Source organism: Embleya sp. NPDC020886, assembly GCF_044333915.1.
GTDB lineage: Bacteria > Actinomycetota > Actinomycetes > Streptomycetales > Streptomycetaceae > Embleya.
In genome coordinates this window covers 555,480-575,339 of sequence record NZ_JBIRRX010000001.1, presented here as the reverse complement: position 1 = coordinate 575,339, position 19,860 = coordinate 555,480, and the positions used below count along the sequence as shown (strand labels likewise).

At 73.0% G+C, this 19,860-nt stretch carries 16 protein-coding genes; 13 read left to right on the top strand and 3 right to left on the bottom strand.

The features are described 5' to 3' along the window. Window positions 1–7: 7 nt before the first annotated feature. Window positions 8–595 carry a histidine phosphatase family protein gene (locus ACH4U8_RS02380; protein WP_395775988.1) on the bottom strand — a complete coding sequence of 196 codons (588 nt, stop codon included), beginning with the start codon at window positions 593–595 and terminating at the stop codon, window positions 8–10. Between the two features lie 61 nt (window positions 596–656). On the opposite strand from ACH4U8_RS02380, the gene ACH4U8_RS02375 reads away from it, so the two are divergent. Next, window positions 657–1,376 (top strand): hypothetical protein, encoded by a 720-nt coding sequence (locus ACH4U8_RS02375; RefSeq protein WP_395775596.1) that lies wholly within the window; start codon window positions 657–659, stop codon window positions 1,374–1,376. 75 nt (window positions 1,377–1,451) lie between these two features. Here the strand turns inward: ACH4U8_RS02375 and ACH4U8_RS02370 are convergent, their stop codons facing one another. Then, on the bottom strand, window positions 1,452–1,931 hold the full coding sequence (locus ACH4U8_RS02370) for an antitoxin (protein ID WP_360312783.1): 480 nt from the start codon (window positions 1,929–1,931) through the stop codon (window positions 1,452–1,454). 232 nt (window positions 1,932–2,163) lie between these two features. Here ACH4U8_RS02370 and miaA point away from each other — a divergent pair, with 232 nt between their 5' ends. From miaA to hflX, 6 genes are all read left to right on the top strand, one after another. Then, window positions 2,164–3,072 carry a tRNA (adenosine(37)-N6)-dimethylallyltransferase MiaA gene (gene miaA / locus ACH4U8_RS02365; protein WP_395775595.1) on the top strand — a complete coding sequence of 303 codons (909 nt, stop codon included), beginning with the start codon at window positions 2,164–2,166 and terminating at the stop codon, window positions 3,070–3,072. A gap of 102 nt (window positions 3,073–3,174) precedes the next feature. Continuing rightward, complete coding sequence (gene ggt / locus ACH4U8_RS02360; RefSeq protein ID WP_395775987.1) at window positions 3,175–4,962, top strand: gamma-glutamyltransferase; 1,788 nt, start codon at window positions 3,175–3,177, stop codon at window positions 4,960–4,962. A gap of 88 nt (window positions 4,963–5,050) precedes the next feature. Next, window positions 5,051–5,905 carry a diaminopimelate epimerase gene (gene dapF, locus ACH4U8_RS02355; protein ID WP_360312787.1) on the top strand — a complete coding sequence of 285 codons (855 nt, stop codon included), beginning with the start codon at window positions 5,051–5,053 and terminating at the stop codon, window positions 5,903–5,905. Between the two features lie 121 nt (window positions 5,906–6,026). Next, window positions 6,027–6,770 (top strand): hypothetical protein, encoded by a 744-nt coding sequence (locus ACH4U8_RS02350; RefSeq protein ID WP_380020584.1) that lies wholly within the window; start codon window positions 6,027–6,029, stop codon window positions 6,768–6,770. A gap of 222 nt (window positions 6,771–6,992) precedes the next feature. Next, window positions 6,993–7,706 (top strand): DUF4097 family beta strand repeat-containing protein, encoded by a 714-nt coding sequence (locus ACH4U8_RS02345; protein WP_360312791.1) that lies wholly within the window; start codon window positions 6,993–6,995, stop codon window positions 7,704–7,706. A 165-nt stretch (window positions 7,707–7,871) separates the two neighbouring features. Further along, window positions 7,872–9,377 carry a GTPase HflX gene (gene hflX / locus ACH4U8_RS02340; protein WP_395775594.1) on the top strand — a complete coding sequence of 502 codons (1,506 nt, stop codon included), beginning with the start codon at window positions 7,872–7,874 and terminating at the stop codon, window positions 9,375–9,377. Between the two features lie 88 nt (window positions 9,378–9,465). Here hflX and ACH4U8_RS02335 read toward each other — a convergent pair whose 3' ends face one another. Further along, the gene (locus ACH4U8_RS02335; protein WP_360312795.1) at window positions 9,466–10,548 is read right to left on the bottom strand and encodes a hypothetical protein; all 1,083 of its coding nucleotides are present in this window, start codon (window positions 10,546–10,548) and stop codon (window positions 9,466–9,468) included. A 215-nt stretch (window positions 10,549–10,763) separates the two neighbouring features. On the opposite strand from ACH4U8_RS02335, the gene ACH4U8_RS02330 reads away from it, so the two are divergent. The 6 genes from ACH4U8_RS02330 to ACH4U8_RS02305 all read left to right on the top strand — a co-directional run bounded on the left by ACH4U8_RS02330 (window position 10,764) and on the right by ACH4U8_RS02305 (window position 19,811). Next, window positions 10,764–12,362 carry a diaminobutyrate--2-oxoglutarate transaminase gene (locus ACH4U8_RS02330; RefSeq protein WP_395775593.1) on the top strand — a complete coding sequence of 533 codons (1,599 nt, stop codon included), beginning with the start codon at window positions 10,764–10,766 and terminating at the stop codon, window positions 12,360–12,362. Then, window positions 12,359–13,909 carry a pyridoxal phosphate-dependent decarboxylase family protein gene (locus ACH4U8_RS02325; RefSeq protein ID WP_395775592.1) on the top strand — a complete coding sequence of 517 codons (1,551 nt, stop codon included), beginning with the start codon at window positions 12,359–12,361 and terminating at the stop codon, window positions 13,907–13,909. The genes ACH4U8_RS02330 and ACH4U8_RS02325 overlap by 4 nt, the downstream gene beginning before the upstream one ends. A gap of 151 nt (window positions 13,910–14,060) precedes the next feature. Further along, a complete protein-coding gene (locus tag ACH4U8_RS02320) occupies window positions 14,061–15,830 on the top strand; it encodes an IucA/IucC family protein (RefSeq protein ID WP_395775591.1) in 1,770 nt (589 codons plus the stop codon). Window positions 15,831–15,857: 27 nt separating this feature from the next. Further along, window positions 15,858–16,553, top strand: coding sequence for a GNAT family N-acetyltransferase (locus tag ACH4U8_RS02315; protein ID WP_395775590.1), 696 nt, complete (start codon window positions 15,858–15,860; stop codon window positions 16,551–16,553). Next, window positions 16,550–18,022, top strand: a complete 1,473-nt coding sequence (locus tag ACH4U8_RS02310) for a lysine N(6)-hydroxylase/L-ornithine N(5)-oxygenase family protein (RefSeq protein WP_395775589.1) — start codon at window positions 16,550–16,552, stop codon at window positions 18,020–18,022. The genes ACH4U8_RS02315 and ACH4U8_RS02310 overlap by 4 nt, the downstream gene beginning before the upstream one ends. Further along, window positions 17,946–19,811, top strand: a complete 1,866-nt coding sequence (locus tag ACH4U8_RS02305; protein ID WP_395775588.1) for an IucA/IucC family protein — start codon at window positions 17,946–17,948, stop codon at window positions 19,809–19,811. Before ACH4U8_RS02310 ends, ACH4U8_RS02305 begins: the two co-directional genes overlap by 77 nt. The last annotated feature ends 49 nt before the right edge of the window (window positions 19,812–19,860 follow it).

The window sequence follows — 19,860 nt, the reverse complement described above, 5'->3', positions numbered from 1 at the left end:
GCACCGCTCAGCTCACGTTCCACCCGAGCAGCACCGGCTGTTCGCGCTCGAAGCCGAGCGTGGACAGCCGGGCGGTCTCCAGCCGGAACAGCCGGCCGTCCCGGGGCGGCAGGCCCAGCCAGCGGGCGGTCAGCACCCGGAGCAGGTGGCCGTGGGCGACCAGCACCGCGTCCTCGCCGCCTTCCAGGACCGGCCGCACCAGATCCAGCACCCGGTCCACCCGGCGACCCACGTCGGCGATCGACTCGCCCGGATGCGCGGCGTCGCCGGGAACGACCGCGTCCCGCCACAGGGACCAGCCCGGGGTGCTCTCGCGGATCTCGTTCGTGGTGATGCCCTCGTAGCCGCCGTAGTCCCACTCGACCAGATCCGGTTCGAGCCGCCCGCCGGTGATCCCGGCCAGCTCCGCGGTATGCCGGGCCCGGCTCAGCGGGCTGATCAGGGTGAGCCCGAACTCGCGCCCGGCCAGCAGATCGGCCACCGCCTTGGCCTGGGCCTCGCCGTCGGGGGTCAACGGGATGTCGGTGAGGCCCGTGTGCCGCCCGGACCTGCTCCACTCGGTCTCACCGTGTCGTACCAACATCAGTTCTCGCATGTGATCCATCCCATCACGCGACCCGAGAGGCGTCGCGGCGGCCACTTAGTACTCTCCCTGAATGCTCGTAGCCGCCGCGGTAGTCCCGTGCCCCCCGATGATCGTGCCCGAGCTGGCCCGCGGGGCCGTAGCGGAGCTGGACCTGCTGCGCGCGGCGTGTGATCAGGCGCTGGCCGCGCTGGTCGACAGCGCCCCGGACCGGCTGGTCGTGCTGGGCGCGGGCGGCGCGGACGCGAGCCTGGAGGCCGGCGGGATCGGCACGTTCGCGCCGTACGGGCTGGACCTGGAGGTCACCCTCGGCGCCGGCGCGCCCCAACCGCTCTCGCCCGCGCTGACCGTCGGCGCCTGGCTGCTGGGCCGCTCGCCGTGGGCCGCCGACCGGATCGCCGCGGGGACCGCGCCGAGCCCGGTGAGCGCGGCGCAGATCGCCGCGGACGCCGATCCGGCGCGCTGTGCGACCCGGGGCGCCGACCTGGTCGCGGGCCCGGATCGGGTCGCGCTCCTGGTGGTCGGGGACGGGTCCGCGTGCCGGACCGAGAAGGCACCGGGCTACCTCGACCCGCGCGCCGAAGCGTACGACCGCGCACTGGGCGCGGCGCTCGCCGACGCCGACCCGGACGTGCTCGCCGCGCTGGACCCGGCGCTCGCCCGGGAGTTGTGGGTGGCCGGCCGCCCCGCCCTGCAGGTACTGGCCGGCGCCGCGGGCCCGGGTCGAGAGGGCCGGCTGCTCTACGCCGAGGCGCCCTACGGCGTCGGCTACTTCGTGGCGCTCTGGTCCTGACGGGGAAACGCTCCGCTCCCCGACGAAAAAGCGGGCGGCGGTCACCGGAATCGGTGACCGCCGCCCGCTTTCGGCTCACGCGGTGGGATCGGCCGGGGGCGCGGGCGGTGTCGCCTCGGGCGCGTCGCCGCCGGCCTTGCGGTCCAGCGCCTCCTTGGCCTTGTCCGAGGCACCCCGGATCTTGTCGGAGTGCTTGCCGCCGGTCTTGCGGTCGGCCATCTCGGCGGCCTTGTCGATGCCCTTGTCGGCCTTGTCGCCGTGCTGACCGAGCAGCCCCTCGGCCTTGGCCTTGATGTTGTCGAAGACACCCATGTCCTGCTCCTTCTCGGATGCGCCCGCCGCGACCTGCGCTGCGGCTGCGTCCCCAGGAGTCCGGGGAGCGGGCGTGGTGGCCGCCGCCTCGACCGGTTCGGCCTCGGCGTCGGCCGATGGCTGCGTCGCGGGCCGGTCCTCGACCAGCGTGGCGGTGTCCGGGCCCGCCGGGTTCTGCGAGCAGCACGAGCCGCTCTCCTGTGCCGTACTCGGACGTCGCTTGAACCAGTCGAAAACACTCACAATTTCTCCTTGACCGTATGTCTGTGGTCGTTGTCGTGCATTTCGGCGGCGGGCCGGGATCGGTCCGCTGCGCCATCCGGGGCACTGCCGCGCCGCCCGGAGTACCGCCGCCCGGAGTACATGGGTCGCCGGAGATCAACGAGAGCGCGCGGAGCCGGTCACGACCTCGCGCCCGGCCGTACCGCAACGAGGGACGGCACGAGCGGGTGCGGAGATCCGGCAGACTTGGGGGGTGAGTCCCCGTGTCATAGCCGTCGTCGGCCCCACTGCGGCCGGAAAGTCCGATCTGGGGGTCGCCTTGGCCCGCGCGCTGGACGGGGAGGTGATCAACACCGACTCCATGCAGCTCTACAAGGGCATGGACATCGGCACCGCCAAACTGACCGTCGCCGAGCGCGCCGGCGTCCCGCACCACCTGCTCGACGTGTGGGAGGTGACCAGCTCCGCCAGCGTGGCCGAGTATCAGCGCGACGCGCGGGCGGTGGTGGACGACCTGTTGGCCCGCGGCCGCACGCCCGTGCTGGTCGGGGGTTCGGGGCTGTACGTGCGCGCGGTGCTGGACGACCTGGAGTTCCCCGGCACCGACCCCGAGATCCGGGCCCGCCTGGAGGCCGAGGCCGAACGGGTGGGGCCCGGGCCGCTGCACGCGCGGCTGGCCGCGGCCGATCCGCCCGCCGCCGCGGCGATCCTGCCGGGCAACGCCCGCCGGATCGTGCGCGCGCTGGAGGTCATCGAGCTCACCGGGCGCCCGTTCACCGCCACGCTGCCCACCCACCACTCGCTCTACGACAGCGTGCAGATCGGGGTGGACGTGCCACGCCCGGTACTGGACGAGCGGATCACCGCGCGGGTGGACCGGATGTGGGCGGCGGGGCTGGTCGAGGAGGTGCGCGAACTGGTCGGGGTCGGGCTGCGCGAGGGCCGGACCGCCTCGCGCGCGCTGGGCTACGCGCAGGTGCTGCGGATGCTCGCGGGCGAGTGCTCCGACGAACAGGCCCGCGAGGACACCGTGCGCACCACCCGTCGGTTCGCCCGCAGGCAGGACACCTGGTTCCGCCGGGACCCGCGGATCCAGTGGTTGGAGCACTCCCGGGACGATCTCCTGGACGCCGCGCTCGAACGGGTGATCAGACCCGGATAGGGGTGTTGCGGGTGGGGTGTGCGTGGCACGGTGGGAGGTCCGTGACATACCCGAACACACCTCTCGGGGGAGGCGGTCGTGATCCGCTCTGTTCGTCGCGCCATGGCGCTGGGTACGGCGCTGGGGCTCGCATTGACCATTCCGGGAGTGGCGTCCGCGCATCCCGGCGAGTCGGCCGGCCCGCCGACCAGGCAGCCGGTGGCCACCGGCCGGGGCGGCGCGGTCTCCAGCGTCGACCCCGACGCCACCCGGATCGGACTGGACGTGCTGCGTCGAGGCGGCAACGCGGTGGACGCCGCGGTGGCCACGGCCGCCGCCCTGGGGGTCACCGAGCCGTACTCGTCCGGGATCGGCGGCGGCGGCTACTTCGTCTACTACGACGCGCGCAGTCGCACGGTGCGCACCCTGGACGGCCGGGAGACGGCGCCCGCCCGGATGGACAAGGACGCCTTCCTGGATCCGGCCACCGGGTTGCCGATCCCGTTCGACCAGGGGGTCAACTCGGGGCTCTCGGTGGGCGTTCCCGGCACCCCGCAGACCTGGGACACCGCCCTGCGCAGGTGGGGCACCACCAACCTGCGCGCGGCGCTGGAGCCCGCGCGGGCGTTGGCCGAGCGCGGGTTCGTGGTCGACTCGACCTTCCACGACCAGACCGCGGCGAACGCGACCCGGTTCGACGACATCACCCCGACCGCGCGCCTGTTCCTGCCGGGCGGCGCGCCGCCGGTGGTGGGCAGCGTGTTCCGCAATCCGGATCTGGCCCGCACCTACGAGCAGTTGGGCCGCAACGGCGTGGACTGGTTCTACCGGGGCGGGCTCGGCCGCGAGGTGGTGCGGACCGCGCAACAACCGCCCGTGGCGCCGGGCGCCGACCGGGTCTTTCGGCCGGGTCTGATCGACACCGGCGACCTGGCCCGCTATCGGGTTCTGGAACAGCGCCCCACGCATGTCGACTTCCGCGGTCTGGACGTCTACGGCATGGCGCCGTCCTCGTCCGGCGGGTCCACGGTGGGCGAGGCGCTCAACATCCTGGAGACCACCGATCCGCGTCGGCAGGACGAGGTGGCCGCGACGCACCACTACCTGGAGGCGTCCCGCCTCGCGTTCGCCGACCGCAACCGCTACGTCGGCGACCCCGCCGCGGTGGACGTGCCGCTTCGGGGCCTGCTCGCGGACGGCTACGCGAGGGAACGCGCGTGCCTGATCGACCCCGAGCACGCCGCGGTGAGTCCGGTTCCGCCGGGTGATCCCAGGCCGCCGTACGACCGGGGTTGCCGACCCACCGGCACGCCGGAGGCGAGCGAGCCGGTCGAGGGGTTGTCCACGACGCACCTGGTCACCGCCGACCGCTGGGGCAACGTGGTGTCGTACACGCTGACCATCGAGCAGACCGGCGGCAGCGCGATCACCGTGCCCGGGCGCGGTTTCCTGCTCAACAACGAGCTGACCGACTTCAACTTCGCGCCGCTCACCCCCGGTGTGTTCGACCCGAACCTGCCTGCGCCGGGCAAGCGCCCGCGCAGCAGCATGTCGCCGACCATCGTGCTCCGCGACGGCCGTCCGTTCATCGCGGTCGGCTCGCCCGGCGGCGCGACCATCATCACCACCGTGCTCCAGGTGCTGACCGGGCGGCTGGACCGGGGCCTGTCGTTGCCGCAGGCGGTCGCCGCACCGAGGTTGTCCCAACGCAACGGCGCGGCCACCGAGGTCGAGCCCGGCGTGCCCGCGCCGCTGCGCGCGGCCCTGGAACAACGCGGGCACGTGCTCAAGGCGAATCCGGAGATCGGCGCCGCCGCCGCGCTGGAGTTCCTCCCGGGCGGCCGGGTCCAGGCCGTCGCGGAGCCCACCCGCCGAGGCGGCGGCGCGGCGGGAGTGGTTCGTCCCGGCTGATAACGGGCCGGACGGCCCATGACCACCGAGCGCGGCCCCGGTACGAAACCCATCGGGGCCGCGCTCGGCCACGCCCTAGGATTGTCGGGTGAGCACTCTGCACTTCTTCAAGGGCCACGGCACCGAGAACGACTTCGTGATCGTGCCGGACGCGGACGGCGAGTTCGTCCCGACCACCGAGCAGGTCGCCGCGCTGTGCGATCGGCGCGCGGGCATCGGCGGCGACGGGCTGTTGCGGGTGGTGCGCTCGGCCAAGGATCCGGCCGCCGAGCGCATGGCCGGCGAGGCCGAGTGGTTCATGGACTACCGCAACTCCGACGGGTCGATCGCCGAGATGTGCGGCAACGGCGTGCGGGTGTTCGCCCGGCATCTGGTCGAGCAGGGTCTGGCCGAGGCGGGCGAACTGCGGGTGGCCACGCGCGGTGGGATCAAGACGGTCACCGTGCCGATCGAGGGCCCGGTCACGGTGGACATGGGCGTGCCCCGACTGCCCGATTCCACCGGGATCGGGGTCGACGTCGAGGGGCGGGTGCGGCCCGCGACCAACGTCGACATGGGCAACCCGCACGCCGTGGTCTTCGTCGAGGATCTGGCCCAGGCGGGGCACTTGTACACGGCGCCGACGGTTTCTCCCCAGGGGGCGTATCCGGACGGGGTCAACGTCGAGTTCGTGGTGCGCCGGGCGCCGGGGCACGTGGCGATGCGGGTGCACGAGCGCGGCTCCGGGGAGACCCGGTCGTGCGGCACCGGGGCGTGTGCGGTGATGGTCGCCGCGGCGCGGGCCGACGGCGCGGAGCCGGCCGTGTCCGGCGAACCGGTCACCTACACGGTGGATCTCCCCGGTGGTCGGCTGCTGATCACCGAGCGGGTGGACGGCCACATCGAGATGACCGGCCCGGCCGTGATCGTCGCCGAGGGACGGGTGGATCTCGACCGCCTGTGAGGCACGATCCGCGACGTCGCCGCGTGGGACGAGGGTGCCGCGGAGCCCTGTGCACGTCCGATGCTCCGTGATAGGTCTTGCATGATCCGGTCAAGCAAGGCTGTCTTGGGGAGACACCAGCATGAGCAGCATGGACACGGCACGTGAGACCACCCGCGCGGTGAAGAAGACGGTGCAGGCGGCGGGGGCCTTCTTCTTCGCGCCGCACACGCTGGAGCGGGGTGCGGAACTGGGCCTGGACGGCGTGACCCTGTACGTCGCCGGTCGCGGCGGGGTGCTGGGTGACGTGGACGACGACGCGGTGGTCCGCGCGTTCCACCACTTCACCGCCGAGGCCCTGCTGGCGCTGTGGGAGGCGGGCCGCAAGCTCGCGCCGCCCGCGCGGGTGGGCGAGTTGTACGCGGACTGCGCCCGGGAGTGGGGCCGCACCCACCTCGCGGACCTGCCCGAGGTGGAGCGACTCGCCGAGATCACCACCTCGATCGTGCGCGCGAACGACCTGGCCGGCCTGGCTCCGCTGTACTCGGCCTGGCGCGATGTACCTCTTGCGGATGACGCCCCCGCCCGGCTCGCGCAGAACCTGCAGACGCTGCGTGAGCACCGGGGTGGCCTGCACATCGTGGCGCTGGCCGCACACCGCCTCACCGCGCTGGAGGCGCAGGTGGCCGAGGGCAGTCCGTACCTGGAGTTCTACGGGCACCGGAAGCCGTTTCCCGAGGTCACAGCCGAATCGGCGGAGCGGTATCGGGCTGCGGAAGAGCTCACCGACGAGCTCGTGGCGGCCGGTTACGCGGTCCTGAGCGAGGCCGAGGCGGCCGATTTCGCCGCGTTGGAGCCGGCTCTGGGTGCCCGATTGGCGCACTGACGCGGCCGGTCGGTCCCGGTACCGGGGTCCGGGAGAACCCCGAGACGTGTCCTGCCTGGAGGTGGACCGCCTCGGGGGTCTCTCCTGCCAGGGAAGGACCCGGCTTACCCGACGCCGGACCGACGCGGGGCGGGGGCGGTCCTTCCTAGCCTGGGTATCAGGAAAGCGGGGAAGTGGTCGCGCGTTCGGGCGGCGGGCCCCGCCCCGACCCAAGGAGAAACCATGTCTGCCCGCAACCGTCGATTGGCTCTGCTGGTCCCGCTGGTCGCGCTCCCGTTGGCGCTCACCGCGTGTGAATTCAACGTGGACACCGACGGACACGAGGCGGAGAAGAAGACCACGTCCTACGACGTGTCGCAGAGCGTGCGCTCGATCAAGGTGGACAGCAACGCGGGCAACGTCAAGGTGACGGAGGCTGACGTCAAGACGGTCAAGGTGACCGAGAAACAGCACTACGACAAGACCGCGCCGACGACCACGCACAACGTGGACGGCAACGGGCAACTGGTGCTCGACTACGACTGCGCGAGCAAGAAGGCCTGCTTCGTGGCGTACGAGGTGACCATTCCGCGCAGTGGCGCCGCGCTCGACATCCGCACCGACGCGGGCAACGTGACCCTGCGCGATGTGACCGGCACGCTCAACCTGCACACCAGCGCGGGCAAGATCGACGGCGAGGGGGTCACCTCGGACAAGGTGACCGCGCAGACCGGCGCCGGGTCGATCGACCTGACCTTCACCAAGGCGCCGAACGACGTGGACGCCAAGACCAACGCGGGCCGGGCGACGGTGCGGGTGCCGGGCGGGCAGCAGTACGCGGCGGACGTGTCCACCACGATCGGCGACACCGACGTCAAGGTCTCCCGCAACGACCAGTCGCAGCACAAGATCAAGGTGCACACCGACGCGGGGCAGGCGCGGCTGCTGACCTCGTGAGGTAGAGGTTCGGCGCGGTCGTGGTCGAGCCGCCGATGCGTTCGGGGTGAGCCGGTGGACGAACCGGCCGAAAACCCGGATGCCCCCGTGCGGGCCGTCGTGGGACCATCATGACGGCCGCCCCGGGGAATGGAGCGGCCCGCCGACTACGTTGAACAGGACGATATGACTTCTCGCTCACACCGCGCCGGACACGACGACACGGACTCGACTCCCCATCTCGACGACGCCGACGGCTTCGACGACGGAGCGGCCTTCGACGGATTCGGATCGGGCGATGACGTCGGGGCCCGTCCGTTCGACTACGACGGCGATCAGTTCGACCGCGAGGATCGCGGGGCGTTGCGCCGGATCGCCGGTCTCTCCACGGAGCTGACCGACGTCACCGAGGTCGAATACCGACAGCTTCGCCTGGAACGGGTCGTGTTGGTCGGGGTCTGGACCGACGGCACCGCCGCGGACGCCGAATATTCACTCAAGGAACTCGCCGCGCTCGCGGAGACCGCGGGCTCGGAGGTGCTGGACGGGCTGATCCAGCGCCGGGACAAGCCGGACCCGGCGACCTACATCGGGTCCGGAAAGGCCAAGGAACTGCGCGACGTGGTGATCGCCACGGGCGCGGACACCGTGGTCTGCGACGGTGAGTTGACCCCGGGTCAGCTCATTCAGCTCGAAGACGTGGTCAAGGTCAAGGTCGTGGACCGCACGGCGTTGATCCTGGACATCTTCGCCCAGCACGCCAAGTCCCGAGAGGGCAAGGCGCAGGTCTCGTTGGCGCAGATGCAGTACATGCTGCCGCGCCTGCGTGGCTGGGGCGCCTCGCTGTCGCGTCAGATGGGTGGCGGCGGCGGTGGCGGGATGGCCACGCGTGGTCCCGGTGAGACGAAGATCGAGACCGATCGTCGGCGCATCCGGGAGAAGATGGCCAAGATGCGCCGCGAGATCGCGGACATGAAGAAGGCCCGGGACACCAAGCGGCAGGAGCGGCGTCGCAACGCCATCCCGTCGGTGGCCATCGCGGGCTACACCAACGCGGGCAAGTCCTCGCTGCTGAACCGGTTGACCGGTGCCGGTGTGCTGGTGGAGAACGCGTTGTTCGCGACGCTGGATCCGACGGTGCGCCGGGCCGAGACGCCCAGCGGTCGTGGGTACACGCTCGCCGACACGGTCGGTTTCGTGCGACACCTGCCGCACCAACTGGTCGAGGCGTTCCGCTCCACCCTGGAAGAGGTCGCCGACGCGGACCTGATCCTGCATGTGGTGGACGGCTCCGATCCCACGCCGGAGGCGCAACTGGCGGCCGTGCGCGAGGTGTTCACCGAGGTCGAGGCGCACAAGGTGCGCGAGATCGTGGTGGTGAACAAGGCGGACGCGGCCGATCCGGAGGTGCTCGCGCGGCTGTTGCGTCGGGAGAAGCACGCGATCGTGGTGTCGGCCCGTACCGGGCAGGGCATGGACGAGCTGCTCGCCTTGATCGACGAGGAACTGCCGCGCCCGGATGTCGAGATCGAGGTGGTCGTGCCGTACGAGCGCGGCGACCTGGTGGCGAAGGTGCACGCGACCGGCGAGCTGATGGCCACCGAGCATCGCGAGGCGGGCACCTGGCTGCACGCTCGGGTGGGTCGACAACTCGCCGCCGAGTTGGAGCGGTTCGTGGTCGCCAACCGCTGACCGTCGGCCGGTCGGGCCCGGGTCGCACACGATGTTCGTGTGCGACCCGGGCCCTTGTCGTGTCCGAAGGCGGCTGTGCCGGGCGTACTCAGCGTTTGCGTTTGAGGTTGTCCAGCATGCGGCGGGCGTCCTGGTCCAGGTAGGGGCCGGCGATCCAGGTGTGGCCGGCGCCGCTGAGCGCGCTGTTGCCGATCAGCCGCAGGGTGCCGTCGGGGGCGGTGGCGTACCAGCCGCCGCCGCTGGCGCCGGCGGTCATGGTGCAGCCGATCCGGAGCAGGGGCGGGCTGTTCGGGTCGACGGTCATCCGGCGCGGGTCCTGGGTGCAGGCGAACATGGTCAGTCCGTCGAAGGGGGCGTCCTGCGGGTAGCCGTACGCGCCGGCGTCGGTCAGGTCGCGTGGGGCGTCGAACCACACCGGCAGGGCGCGGCCGACGACCTCCTCCAGGCTGCGCGCGCTGCGGTCGGGATTCTTGACCTCGACGACCGCGTAGTCGTAGGCGGTGGCGGGTGACGTGGAGCCGGTGCCGCCGGCGCGCCATTGATCGGAGGTGGACACCGAGGTCGCCCACCACTGGCCGAACGGTGCGACCGGGCCCGGGTTGCCGAGGTTGGCCAGGGTGGCCTGGCCGCTGCTGTTGAACGCGGGTACGAATTGCAGGCTGTTGAACCAGGTGCCGCCGCGGCCGGCGTGTACGCAGTGGCCGGCGGTCCAGACCAGGTTGCTGCGGCCGGGGCGTTTGGGGTCGGCGACCACGGTGCCGGAGCAGACGGATGGGCCGTCGGGGGCTTCGAAGAAGAGTTTGCCGGCGGCGACGGTGCCGGCCGTGCCGGTGTAGGGGCGGGCCACCTGACGGGCTTGGACGGGTGGCGGTTTGGCCTCGGCGAGCACGTCCGGCAGGGGTCCTCGGGGCGGTTGCGGGCCGGGTTGCTCGGGTGCCGCGGTCGGGGCGGGTGGGCCGTCCTCACCCCTGGGGTCGCGGGGCTTGGCCCGGCTCATGCGTTCCGGGGTCCAGTGCGCGGGATCGCCGGGATCCGCGAGCGCCTCCGGCCCTCTGCCGTTGCCGTCGTCGTTGCTGACTCCGTTGAGTGTCAACGCCATGACGGTGCCCGTCACCAGCAGCGACACCGCCACCGTCAGCGTGACGAACAGCGTGCGAACGCCGCGCGTCAAGCGCCTACCTCCCCGTGTGCGCCCCCCGTATATGACCGCCCGACAGTATCGGAGGGCGTCGCGCCCGTGATCGGGCGGCGGTTCGGTCGTTGTCTGGGACAGGGGGCAGTCGACCCGGAGGCTGTCACTCGTTGTGGTGAGCATGTTGCTCCCGGTCATTCCTTCAAGGTAAGCCTTACCTAAATTCCGATCGCCCTCGTGGAGGTGCCGCAGTCATGACCGCCGCCCTGACCAGGCCGGACGACCGCTCCGGCATCGAGGACCCGGCGCCGGGCGCGCCGCCCGCCGATACCGCCGCGGCGGGCACGTCCGCGCCGGCCGGCACGCCGCCGGACCCCGCCTCGGCGGACGCGGCGTTGGTGCGTCCGGCGACCGGGGACACCGTTTCGCCGGCCACCACTTCCGGGCAGGCCGGGCGAATCGGTCATCAGCGCATCGGGCCGCCGCCCGCCGACGGGCCGGGCATCCTGCGTCGACAGGCCGCCCGCGAGTCGTCGGCGCGCACCTACGCGCGCTCGTTGCCGATCGTGCCGGTGCGGGCCCGGGGGATGACCGTCGAGGGGGCCGACGGCCGGCGCTACCTCGACTGCCTCTCCGGCGCCGGCACGCTCGCGCTCGGCCACAACCACCCCGTGGTGCTCGCGGCGATCCGCGCCGTGTTGGACACCGGCGCGCCGCTGCACGTGCTCGATCTGGCCACCCCGGTCAAGGACCGCTTCGTCGAGGAACTGTTCGCCACGCTGCCGCCGGAGTTGGCGCGCAACGGCCGGATCCAGTTCTGCGGGCCGGCCGGCACCGACGCGGTGGAGGCGGCGCTGAAGCTGGTCCGGACCGCGACCGGACGGCGTGGGGTGGTCGCGTTCACCGGCGCCTACCACGGGATGACCGCGGGCGCGTTGGCGGTCAGCGGCGACACCGCGATTCGCGACGCGATGGGCGCGGGCACCGGGGACACCGTGCGGCTGCCGTTCCCGCAGCACTATCGCTGCCCGTTCGGCACCGGCGGCGCCGAGGGCGAGCGGGTGGCCGCGCATTACGCGCGCACGCTCCTGGAGGACCCGAACGGCGGGGTGCCGGCGCCGGCCGGGATGATCGTGGAGCCCGTGCAGGGCGAGGGCGGGGTGTTGCCGGCGCCGGACGGCTGGCTGCGCGAGATGCGCCGGCTGACCGCGGAGCGCGGCATCGCGTTGATCGCCGACGAGGTACAGACCGGCCTGGGCCGGACCGGTGCGATGTGGGGCGTGGACCACGCCGGGGTGGTGCCGGACGTGATGGTCGTCTCCAAGGCGATCGGCGGCAGTCTGCCGCTCGCGGTGGTGGTCTATCGCGCCGAACTGGACCACTGGTGGCCCGGCGCGCACGCGGGCACCTTCCGCGGCAACCAGCTCGCGATGGCGGCCGGCACCGCGACGATCGCCTTCGTGCGCGAGCACCGGCTGCACGAGCGGGCGGCCCGGTTGGGGGCTCGGCTGGTGGGCGCGCTGCGCGACCTGATGCCCGGTCAGCCGGCGATCGGCGACGTGCGCGGGCGTGGGTTGATGCTCGGCGTGGAGATCGTCGAGCCGGACGCCGCCGCCGACGGGTGCGGGGCCCGGCCCGCGGCGCCCGCGTTGGCCCGCGCGGTGCGCCGCGAGGCGCTGGCTCGGGGGCTGATCGTCGAGTTGGGCGGGCGGCACGACAGCGTGGTGCGGCTGCTGCCGCCGCTGACGATGACCGACGTGCAGGCGGACGCGGTGTTGGAGCGGCTGGCGGAGGCGATCGAGGCGGCCCGGGCCGGGCAGCGGACCTCGCCCGCCGGATCGGAGTCGGCGTGAGCGGCGCGCGGCCCGTCGGGCATCCGGTCGGGGCCGCGCTGGCGGGCGGGGTCGCGGGCGCCGACGCGCTGCGCACGCTGGTCGAGGTCGCGCTGGCCGCGCTCGCGGACGGCGCGGGCGCGCGGGGCGGCGCGCTGCCGGCGGGCGGTCCGGTCGCGGTCGCGGCCGAGGTGGCCCGGGTGCTGGGCGCGGGCGCGGTGGGTGCGGTACCGGCTCCGCGTGGGTCGGGCGCGGTGGGCCCGGGTGCGCTGCCGGCGGTCGGCGTGGGTGAGTTCGCCGCGCTGGGCGAGTTGTCCGCGCTGCTGGCGTGGGGGGCCGCGGATCCGGCCGATCCGTTCTGTGCGGGGCATCTGCACTGCCCGCCGCTGGCCGTCGCGGTGGCTGCGGATCTGGTTGCCGGTGCGCTCAATCCCTCGCTCGACTCGTGGGACCAGGCCCCGGCGGCGAGTGCCCTGGAGCTGGAGGTGGTCGCCGCGCTCGCGGGTCTGGTCGGCTTCGCGCCGAAGGCGGCGGGCGGCACGATCACCAGCGGCGGCACCGAATCCAACCTGATGGGCCTGCTGTTGGCGCGGGACGCGGTGGGCCCGGGGGTGGGTCGGCGGCGGGTCCTGTGTTCGCAGGCCGCGCACTTCTCCATCCGCCGCTGTGCGGGCCTGCTCGGTCTGGGGGAGGACGCCGTGGTCACCGTGCCGGCGGGTGCCGATCATCGGATGGACCCGTCGGCGCTGGCCGCGGCCGGCCGCCGGGTGCTGGCCGGCAACGACCGGATCGCGGCGATCGTGGCCACCGCGGGCACCACCGACCTGGGGGCGATCGATCCGCTGCCGGCGATCGCCTCGGTGGCCCGCGAGTTGGGCGCTTGGCTGCATGTGGACGCGGCCTACGGCGGCGGCGCGCTGTTCTCGGAGCGGCTCGCGCCGCTGTTGACCGGATTGTCCCGGGCCCATTCGGTGGGCCTGGATCTGCACAAGCTGGGCTGGCAGCCGGTCGCCGCCGGGGTCTTCCTGGTCCGCGACGCGGCACTGCTGGCCCCGCTCGCGCAGCGGGCCGCCTACCTGAATCCGGACGACGACGAACAGGCCGGCTACTTCAGCCTGTTGGGCAACTCGCCGCGCACCACCCGGCGGGCGGACGTGTTCAAGATCGCGGTCACCCTGCGGGCGCTGGGCCGGGCCGGGTTGGGCGGGTTGGTGGAGCGCTGCCACGACCTGGCCCGGTTCGCGGCGCGGTCGGTGCGCGCCCATCCGCGCCTGGAGTTGGCCGCGGAGCCGGTGCTCACCTCGGTGGTGTTCCGCTATCTCCCCGAGCGCCACGACGGGCCGGGCCCGGTGGCTGCGGCCGAGACGGACCGGGTCAACGCCGCGTTGCGCCGTCGCCTGCTGCACGAGGGGCGCGCGGTGGTGGGCCGGACCGAACTGGGCGAGGGTCCGGGCTCGGTCCGGCTCAAGCTCACCCTGCTCAACCCGAACACCACCGCGGCGGATGTGGCGGCCCTGCTGGAGGCAGTGGTCGAGGCGGGGCGCACGGAGAGCGCGCCGCTCTGCTGACGCTCCGTCAACAACGATCCGTTCCGCGCGCCTCGCACGTTTGCGAGCAACACCGACAAACAATCGATACGGGTCGAAACCTCCATATCCCGAGAGCAACCTCATCCACGGGCATCGACCACCGGGTCGATCGACACCACACGGAGCAGCGATGACCATCGCGGGTCCCGACCCGTCCGCCGTGCGGACGGATCCCGAATCGGACCACCTCGACGCGCCGCAGGCCCGGCGCGCCGCCGACGGGGCCACGGTCGAGTGCCTGCTCCGCTGCTGGGTGCGCGAACGGGCGCTGCCCAGGCCGCAGTCGAGCATGCTGAGCATCGAGTTGCCCGCGATCGGGCGCACGATCACCGTGCCCGTGCGCTATTGGTCGCCGGCGGGCTGGCATCGCTTCGGCGCCCCGCATCTGGTCGACGAGGGGCCGTTGAACGCGGTCACGCTGGCGCTGCTGCTGGGCGACGAGGCGAGCGCGAGCGGCACCCCGGCGGCCGGTGGGGCGTGCGGGGACACCGCGATCCGGGTCGCCGACTCGGTCACCCACGCCGAGCGCTACATCGCCCATCGCCGGGCGCACCCCGAGGACCCGCCCGGGACGACGCCGTTCCTGGCCACCGAGCAATCGCTGGTCCTGGGCCACCCGATGCATCCCACGCCCAAGAGCCGCGACCGGCTCGATCCGGACGAGGACGCCGCGTGGTCGCCCGAGTTGCGCGGCTCCTTCGCGCTGCACTGGTTCGCCGCGGACGCCGACCTGGTCGCGCAGGACAGCGCGCTGGAGCGCGAGGCCGCCGACGTGCTGGCCGAGTTCGCGGGCGAGTTGCGCGCGCCGGAGGGAACCGTGCTGGTGCCCGCCCATCCGTGGCAGGCCCGGGACCTGCCCGGGCGGGCGCACCTGCGGGCGCTGTTCGAGTCGGGCCGGCTGCGCGCGCTGGGCCCCGCCGGCGCCCCCTGGCATCCCACCTCCTCGGTGCGCACCGTCTATCGACCCGACGCCCAGGTGATGCTCAAGCTCTCGTTGGGCCTGCGGATCACCAACTCGCGCCGGGAGAACCTGCCCAAGGAACTGCTGCGCGGGATCGAGGTGCACCGCCTGCTGCGTTCCGGCCTGGAGCACGAACTGCGTCTCGCGCACCCCGAGTTCGACATCGTCCGGGACCCGGCCTGGCTCTCGGTCGCGCCGCCGGAGCCGTTCCCGCGCCAGGACCGGCCTGCCGCCGGCCTGGAGCTGGTGCTGCGGGCGAACCCGTTCGGGCCCCGGCAGCGGGTGTCGTGCGTGGCCGCGCTGGTGGCCGAGCGACCCGGGATCGGCCCCTCGCGGCTGGCCCGATACGTGCACGCGCTGGCCGAGCGCGGCGAGCGCAGCCGGGCCTCGGTCGCCGAGGAGTGGTTCGAGCGCTACCTCGCGGTGGTGGCCGAGCCGGTGTTGTGGCTGGACCGGCACGCGGGCGTGGCCCTGGAGGCGCACCACCAGAACACCCTGGTCCTGCTGGACGCGGACGGCTGGCCCGTGGGCGGACGTTACCGGGACAACCAGGGCTACTACTTCCGCGCCTCGCGCGCCGCCGACCTGGCCCGGCGGCTGCCTGCGGCCGGGGTGGCCAGCGACACCCTCGTCGCGGACGAGATCGCCGACGAGCGGCTGGCCTACTACCTGGGCGTGAACAACCTGCTCGGCCTGATCGGCGCGTTCGGCGCGCAGGGCCTGATCGAGGAGCCGGTGCTGCTGGCCCGGCTGCGCACGCTGCTCGCGGCGCACGCGCCCACCTGCGGCGCGGCGCGTTCGCTGCTCACCGATCCCCGGCCGCGCTGCAAGGCCAACCTGATGACCCGACTGCACGGTCTGGACGAACTCGTCGGTCCCGTGGCGACCCAGTCGATCTACGTGCACATCCGCAACCCGCTCGCCGACGCCCCCGCGTAGCCCGGTCCCAGGAGGTCCCGTCCCCGTATGAGCCCGTCATTCCTGTCGTCGCCCGCCGAAGCCCGGCGGCACGACCTCGCCGAGGCCCCGACCGTGCGTCTGACCAACACGCGCCGAAACACCGGGACCCTGGGCGCGGGGCCGGCCGGCCCGCTCGCCGAGGCGGCGCGCTGGGGAGCGGTCCTGCTCCCGGCGGGCCGGTTCTCGCTGCACGAGATCCACGCCAAGCGCGACCTGCCGCTGCTGCACGCGTGGATGAACGACCCCGACATCGCCCGCTGGTGGGAGCTGGCGGGAGACGAGGAGGTGGTGCGCCGACACCTGGCGACCCGGGCCGTGCGTACGCAGACCAACGCCTACCTGGGCTGCCTGGACGACGAACCGATCAGCTACTGGGAGTTGTATCGCGCCGACCTGGACGACCTGGCCCGGTACTACCCGGCCCGCCCGCACGACGTGGGGATCCACCTGCTGGTCGGGCCGGCCGCGTGGCGCGGGCGCGGGATCGGCTCGCTGCTGCTGCGCGCGGTCACCGAACTGGTGTTGCGCGCGGCCCCCGACACGATGCGGGTGGTGGCCGAGCCCGACGTGCGCAACGAGGCGTCGCTGGCGGCCTTCGCCCGGGCCGGGTTCGCCCGCCTGGGCGATGTCGAACTCCCGGACAAGCGGGCCGCGTTGATGATGCGCGGACGCGCCGCCCGGGATTCGGGTGCCCGGCGGTGATCGAACGTCTGCCCGCGCCGCGCCGGGCGGCCGACCCCGGGACGGTGGTGTACGACCTGGTGGGGGTGGGCATCGGGCCGTTCAACCTGGCGCTCGCCGCGCTGGCCGACCGGGTCGAGCCGCTGCGCACGCTGTTCCTGGACCGGGCCCCCTCCTTCAGTTGGCATCCGGGGCTGCTCCTGGACGGCACCACCCTCCAGGTGCCGTTCCTGGCCGACCTGGTCACCCTGGTCGACCCGACCAATCCATGGTCCTTCCTGGCCTATCTGCGCGCGCACGACCGGTTGTTCCCGTTCTACTTCGCCGAGCGGCTGCATGTGCCGCGACGCGAGTACGACCACTACTGCCGGTGGGTCGCCGAGGCGCTGCCGGCCTGTCGGTTCGGCAGCGACGTCGGGTCGGTGTCCTGGGAGGGCGACCTGTACCGGGTCGAGTTCGCCGACGTGCGGACCGGCGAGCGGCACCACGTGCACGCCCGGCACGTGGTGCTGGGCATCGGCACCGAACCGGTGGTGCCGGAGCCGTTCGCGGGCCTGCTCGGCAACAACGTCCTGCACGCGGCCCGCTACCTCGACCACCGCGCGGATCTGACCGACGCCCGCGACGTCACGGTGCTGGGCTCGGGGCAGTCCGGCGCGGAGGTCTTCCTGGACCTGCTGCGCCGGCGCACCGGCCCGAGCCGGCGGCTGACCTGGCTGACCCGCTCGCCCGCGTTCGCCCCGATGGAATACTCCAAACTCGGCCTGGAGCACTTCACGCCCGACTACACGCGCTACTTCCACGCGCTGCCCGAACCGGTCCGCGACCGCCTGTTGCCCGAGCAGTGGCAGCTCTACAAGGCGATCAGCGCGGACACCATCGCCGCCATCCACGACGAGCTCTACGAGCGGGGCATCGCGGGCGGGCGGGTGCGCGCGACGCTGATGCCCGACGTCACGGTGACCGCCGCGCGCATCACCCGCGAGGGTGTGGAACTGGGCTGCCGACACGGCGAACAGGACCGCGCCTTCACCGTGCGCACCGACCGGGTGGTGCTGGCCACCGGGTACGCGCAGCGACATCCCGCGCTGCTGGATCCGATGCAGGACCTGATCGCGCGCGACGACGCCGGCCGGCCACTGATCGACGTGGATCACCGGGTCGTGCTCGCCGAGCACGTCACCGGCGGGCTGTACACGCAAAACGCCGAGCTGCACACGCACGGCGTGGGCACCCCCGATCTGGGCCTGGGCGCGCACCGGGCCGCGACCATTCTCAACTCCGTGTGCGGCGACGCGGTCTACCGACTGCCGATCCGTACCGCGTTCACCACGTTCGGCCTGGCCGCGGGCGACACCGAGCCCGCGCGTCGACCGCAGCGAGTGGGCGCGACCGACCCCGCAGAGGTACGCAATGTCGCAGTCGAACCCGGCAGCGGAGCCCATCGAGGCCGAACTGCCGCACCAGGGCGCCCGACACGCCGAACCTGAGCCCGCCTCCCGGGTCCCCGGCGCGCGGCCCGGCGCGCCCGCCGACGACCCGAACGTGTGGCGACGGGTCAACCGGGAGATGATCGCCAAGTCGCTCGCCGAGTTCGCCTACGAGGAACTGCTGACCCCGCTCGCCGACGGCGACACCTACACCGTGGACGTCGCGGGCGATGTGCACTACCGCTTCCGGGCCCGGCGCGGCGCCTACGAGGCGTGGCACGTGGACCCCGCGTCGGTGGTGCGCGAGTGGGAGGGCGGCACCGACCCGGCCGAGGACATGCTCCAGTTCCTGCTGGACGCACACACCGTGATCGGCCTCAGCGGCGACACCGCGGGCCACCTGGTGCGCGAATTGACCGCGACGCTGGCCGCCGACGCGGCCATCGCGGGCGGTGCGGCGGACGCGGCGACGCTGGCCGACCTGGGCTACGCCGAGCTGGAGGGGCATCAAACCGGCCATCCGTGGATCGTGCCGAACAAGGGCCGGGTCGGTTTCTCGGCGAGCGACGCGGGCCGCTACGCGCCGGAGGCGCGGCGGGCGCTGCGGCTGCCGTGGATCGCGGTGCATCGGGACCTGGCGGCCTATCGGGCGGTGCCGGGCCTGAGCGAAGCACGGTTGTACGACGAGGAATTGGACCCGGCGACCATCGAGGGCTTCTGTCGGGTGCCGGCCGCCCGCGGGCTGGAGCCGGACGACTTCCTGTGGTTGCCGGTGCATCCGTGGCAGTGGGACGAGACGATCGCGACGCTGTTCGCGCCGGAGATCGCCGCCGGACGCATTCTGCCGCTGGGCGAGGCCGAGGACCGGCATCTCGCGCAGCAGTCGGTGCGTACCTTCGTGAACCTGGACCGGCCCGCGCGGCGCACCGTCAAACTCCCGCTGTCGGTGCTGAACACGCTGGTGTGGCGCGGCCTGCCCAGCGAGCGCACGCTGGCCGCGCCCGCGGTCACCGACTGGGTGCTCGGTCTGCGCGACGCGGACCCGTTCCTGCGCGACGAGTGCCGGGTGATCATGCTGGGCGAGACCGCGTCGGTGACCGTGCGCCACCCGGTGCTGGAGGAACTGCCGGGCGTGCCCTACCAGTACCGCGAACTGCTCGGCGCGATCTGGCGCGAACCGCTGGCCCCGCGGCTGGATCCGGGCGAACGCGCCCGTACCCTCGCCTCGCTGCTGCACGTGGATCCGGCCGGCCGGCCGTTCGTCGTCGAACTGGTCGAACGCTCGGGACTGGCTCCCAGGGTGTGGTTGCGCCGACTCTTCCACGCCCTGCTCCCGCCGCTGTTGCACTGTCTGTACCGCTACGGCCTGGTGTTCTCCCCACACGGCGAGAACACGATCGTGGTCTTCGACGAGCACGACGTCCCGGTCCGGCTGGCGATCAAGGACTTCGTCGACGACGTCAACATCAGCGACCAACCGCTGCCCGAACTCGCCGACCTGCCCGCCGAGGTCGCGGCGGTGTTGCTGCGGGAGCGGCCCGACTACCTGTGCCAGTTCATCCACGCCGCGCTGCTGGTGGGCCACCACCGCTATCTGGCCGATCTCGCGGTGGTACACCTGGGCATCCCGCAGCAGGGCTTCTGGGCGCTGGTGCGCGAGGAGATCCTGGACCACCAGCGGGCGTTCCCCGAACTCCAGGACCGGTACGCGCTGTTCGACCTGCTCACGCCGCGGATCGACCGACTGTGCCTGAACCGCAATCGGCTGCTTCTGGACGGCTACCGGGACCGCCCCACCCGCCCGCACGTGAGCGCGCACGGGAGTGTGCCCAACGCGTTGTGCGGGTGATCCGGACGCCGAGCCCGGCCAGGGTCGCGAACAACCTGTCCGGTTTGCC

Excerpts from the sequence above, each read along its gene's own strand:
- hflX (WP_395775594.1), top strand. The coding sequence starts at position 7,872 with ATGACTTCTCGCTCACACCGCGCCGGACACGACGACACGGACTCGACT.
- ACH4U8_RS02345 (WP_360312791.1), top strand. The coding sequence starts at position 6,993 with ATGTCTGCCCGCAACCGTCGATTGGCTCTGCTGGTCCCGCTGGTCGCG.
- ACH4U8_RS02315 (WP_395775590.1), top strand. The coding sequence starts at position 15,858 with ATGAGCCCGTCATTCCTGTCGTCGCCCGCCGAAGCCCGGCGGCACGAC.
- ACH4U8_RS02320 (WP_395775591.1), top strand. The coding sequence starts at position 14,061 with ATGACCATCGCGGGTCCCGACCCGTCCGCCGTGCGGACGGATCCCGAA.
- ACH4U8_RS02330 (WP_395775593.1), top strand. The coding sequence starts at position 10,764 with ATGACCGCCGCCCTGACCAGGCCGGACGACCGCTCCGGCATCGAGGAC.
- ACH4U8_RS02305 (WP_395775588.1), top strand. The coding sequence starts at position 17,946 with ATGTCGCAGTCGAACCCGGCAGCGGAGCCCATCGAGGCCGAACTGCCG.
- ACH4U8_RS02375 (WP_395775596.1), top strand. The coding sequence starts at position 657 with ATGCTCGTAGCCGCCGCGGTAGTCCCGTGCCCCCCGATGATCGTGCCC.
- ACH4U8_RS02380 (WP_395775988.1), bottom strand. The coding sequence starts at position 595 with ATGCGAGAACTGATGTTGGTACGACACGGTGAGACCGAGTGGAGCAGG.
- ACH4U8_RS02350 (WP_380020584.1), top strand. The coding sequence starts at position 6,027 with ATGAGCAGCATGGACACGGCACGTGAGACCACCCGCGCGGTGAAGAAG.
- ggt (WP_395775987.1), top strand. The coding sequence starts at position 3,175 with ATGGCGCTGGGTACGGCGCTGGGGCTCGCATTGACCATTCCGGGAGTG.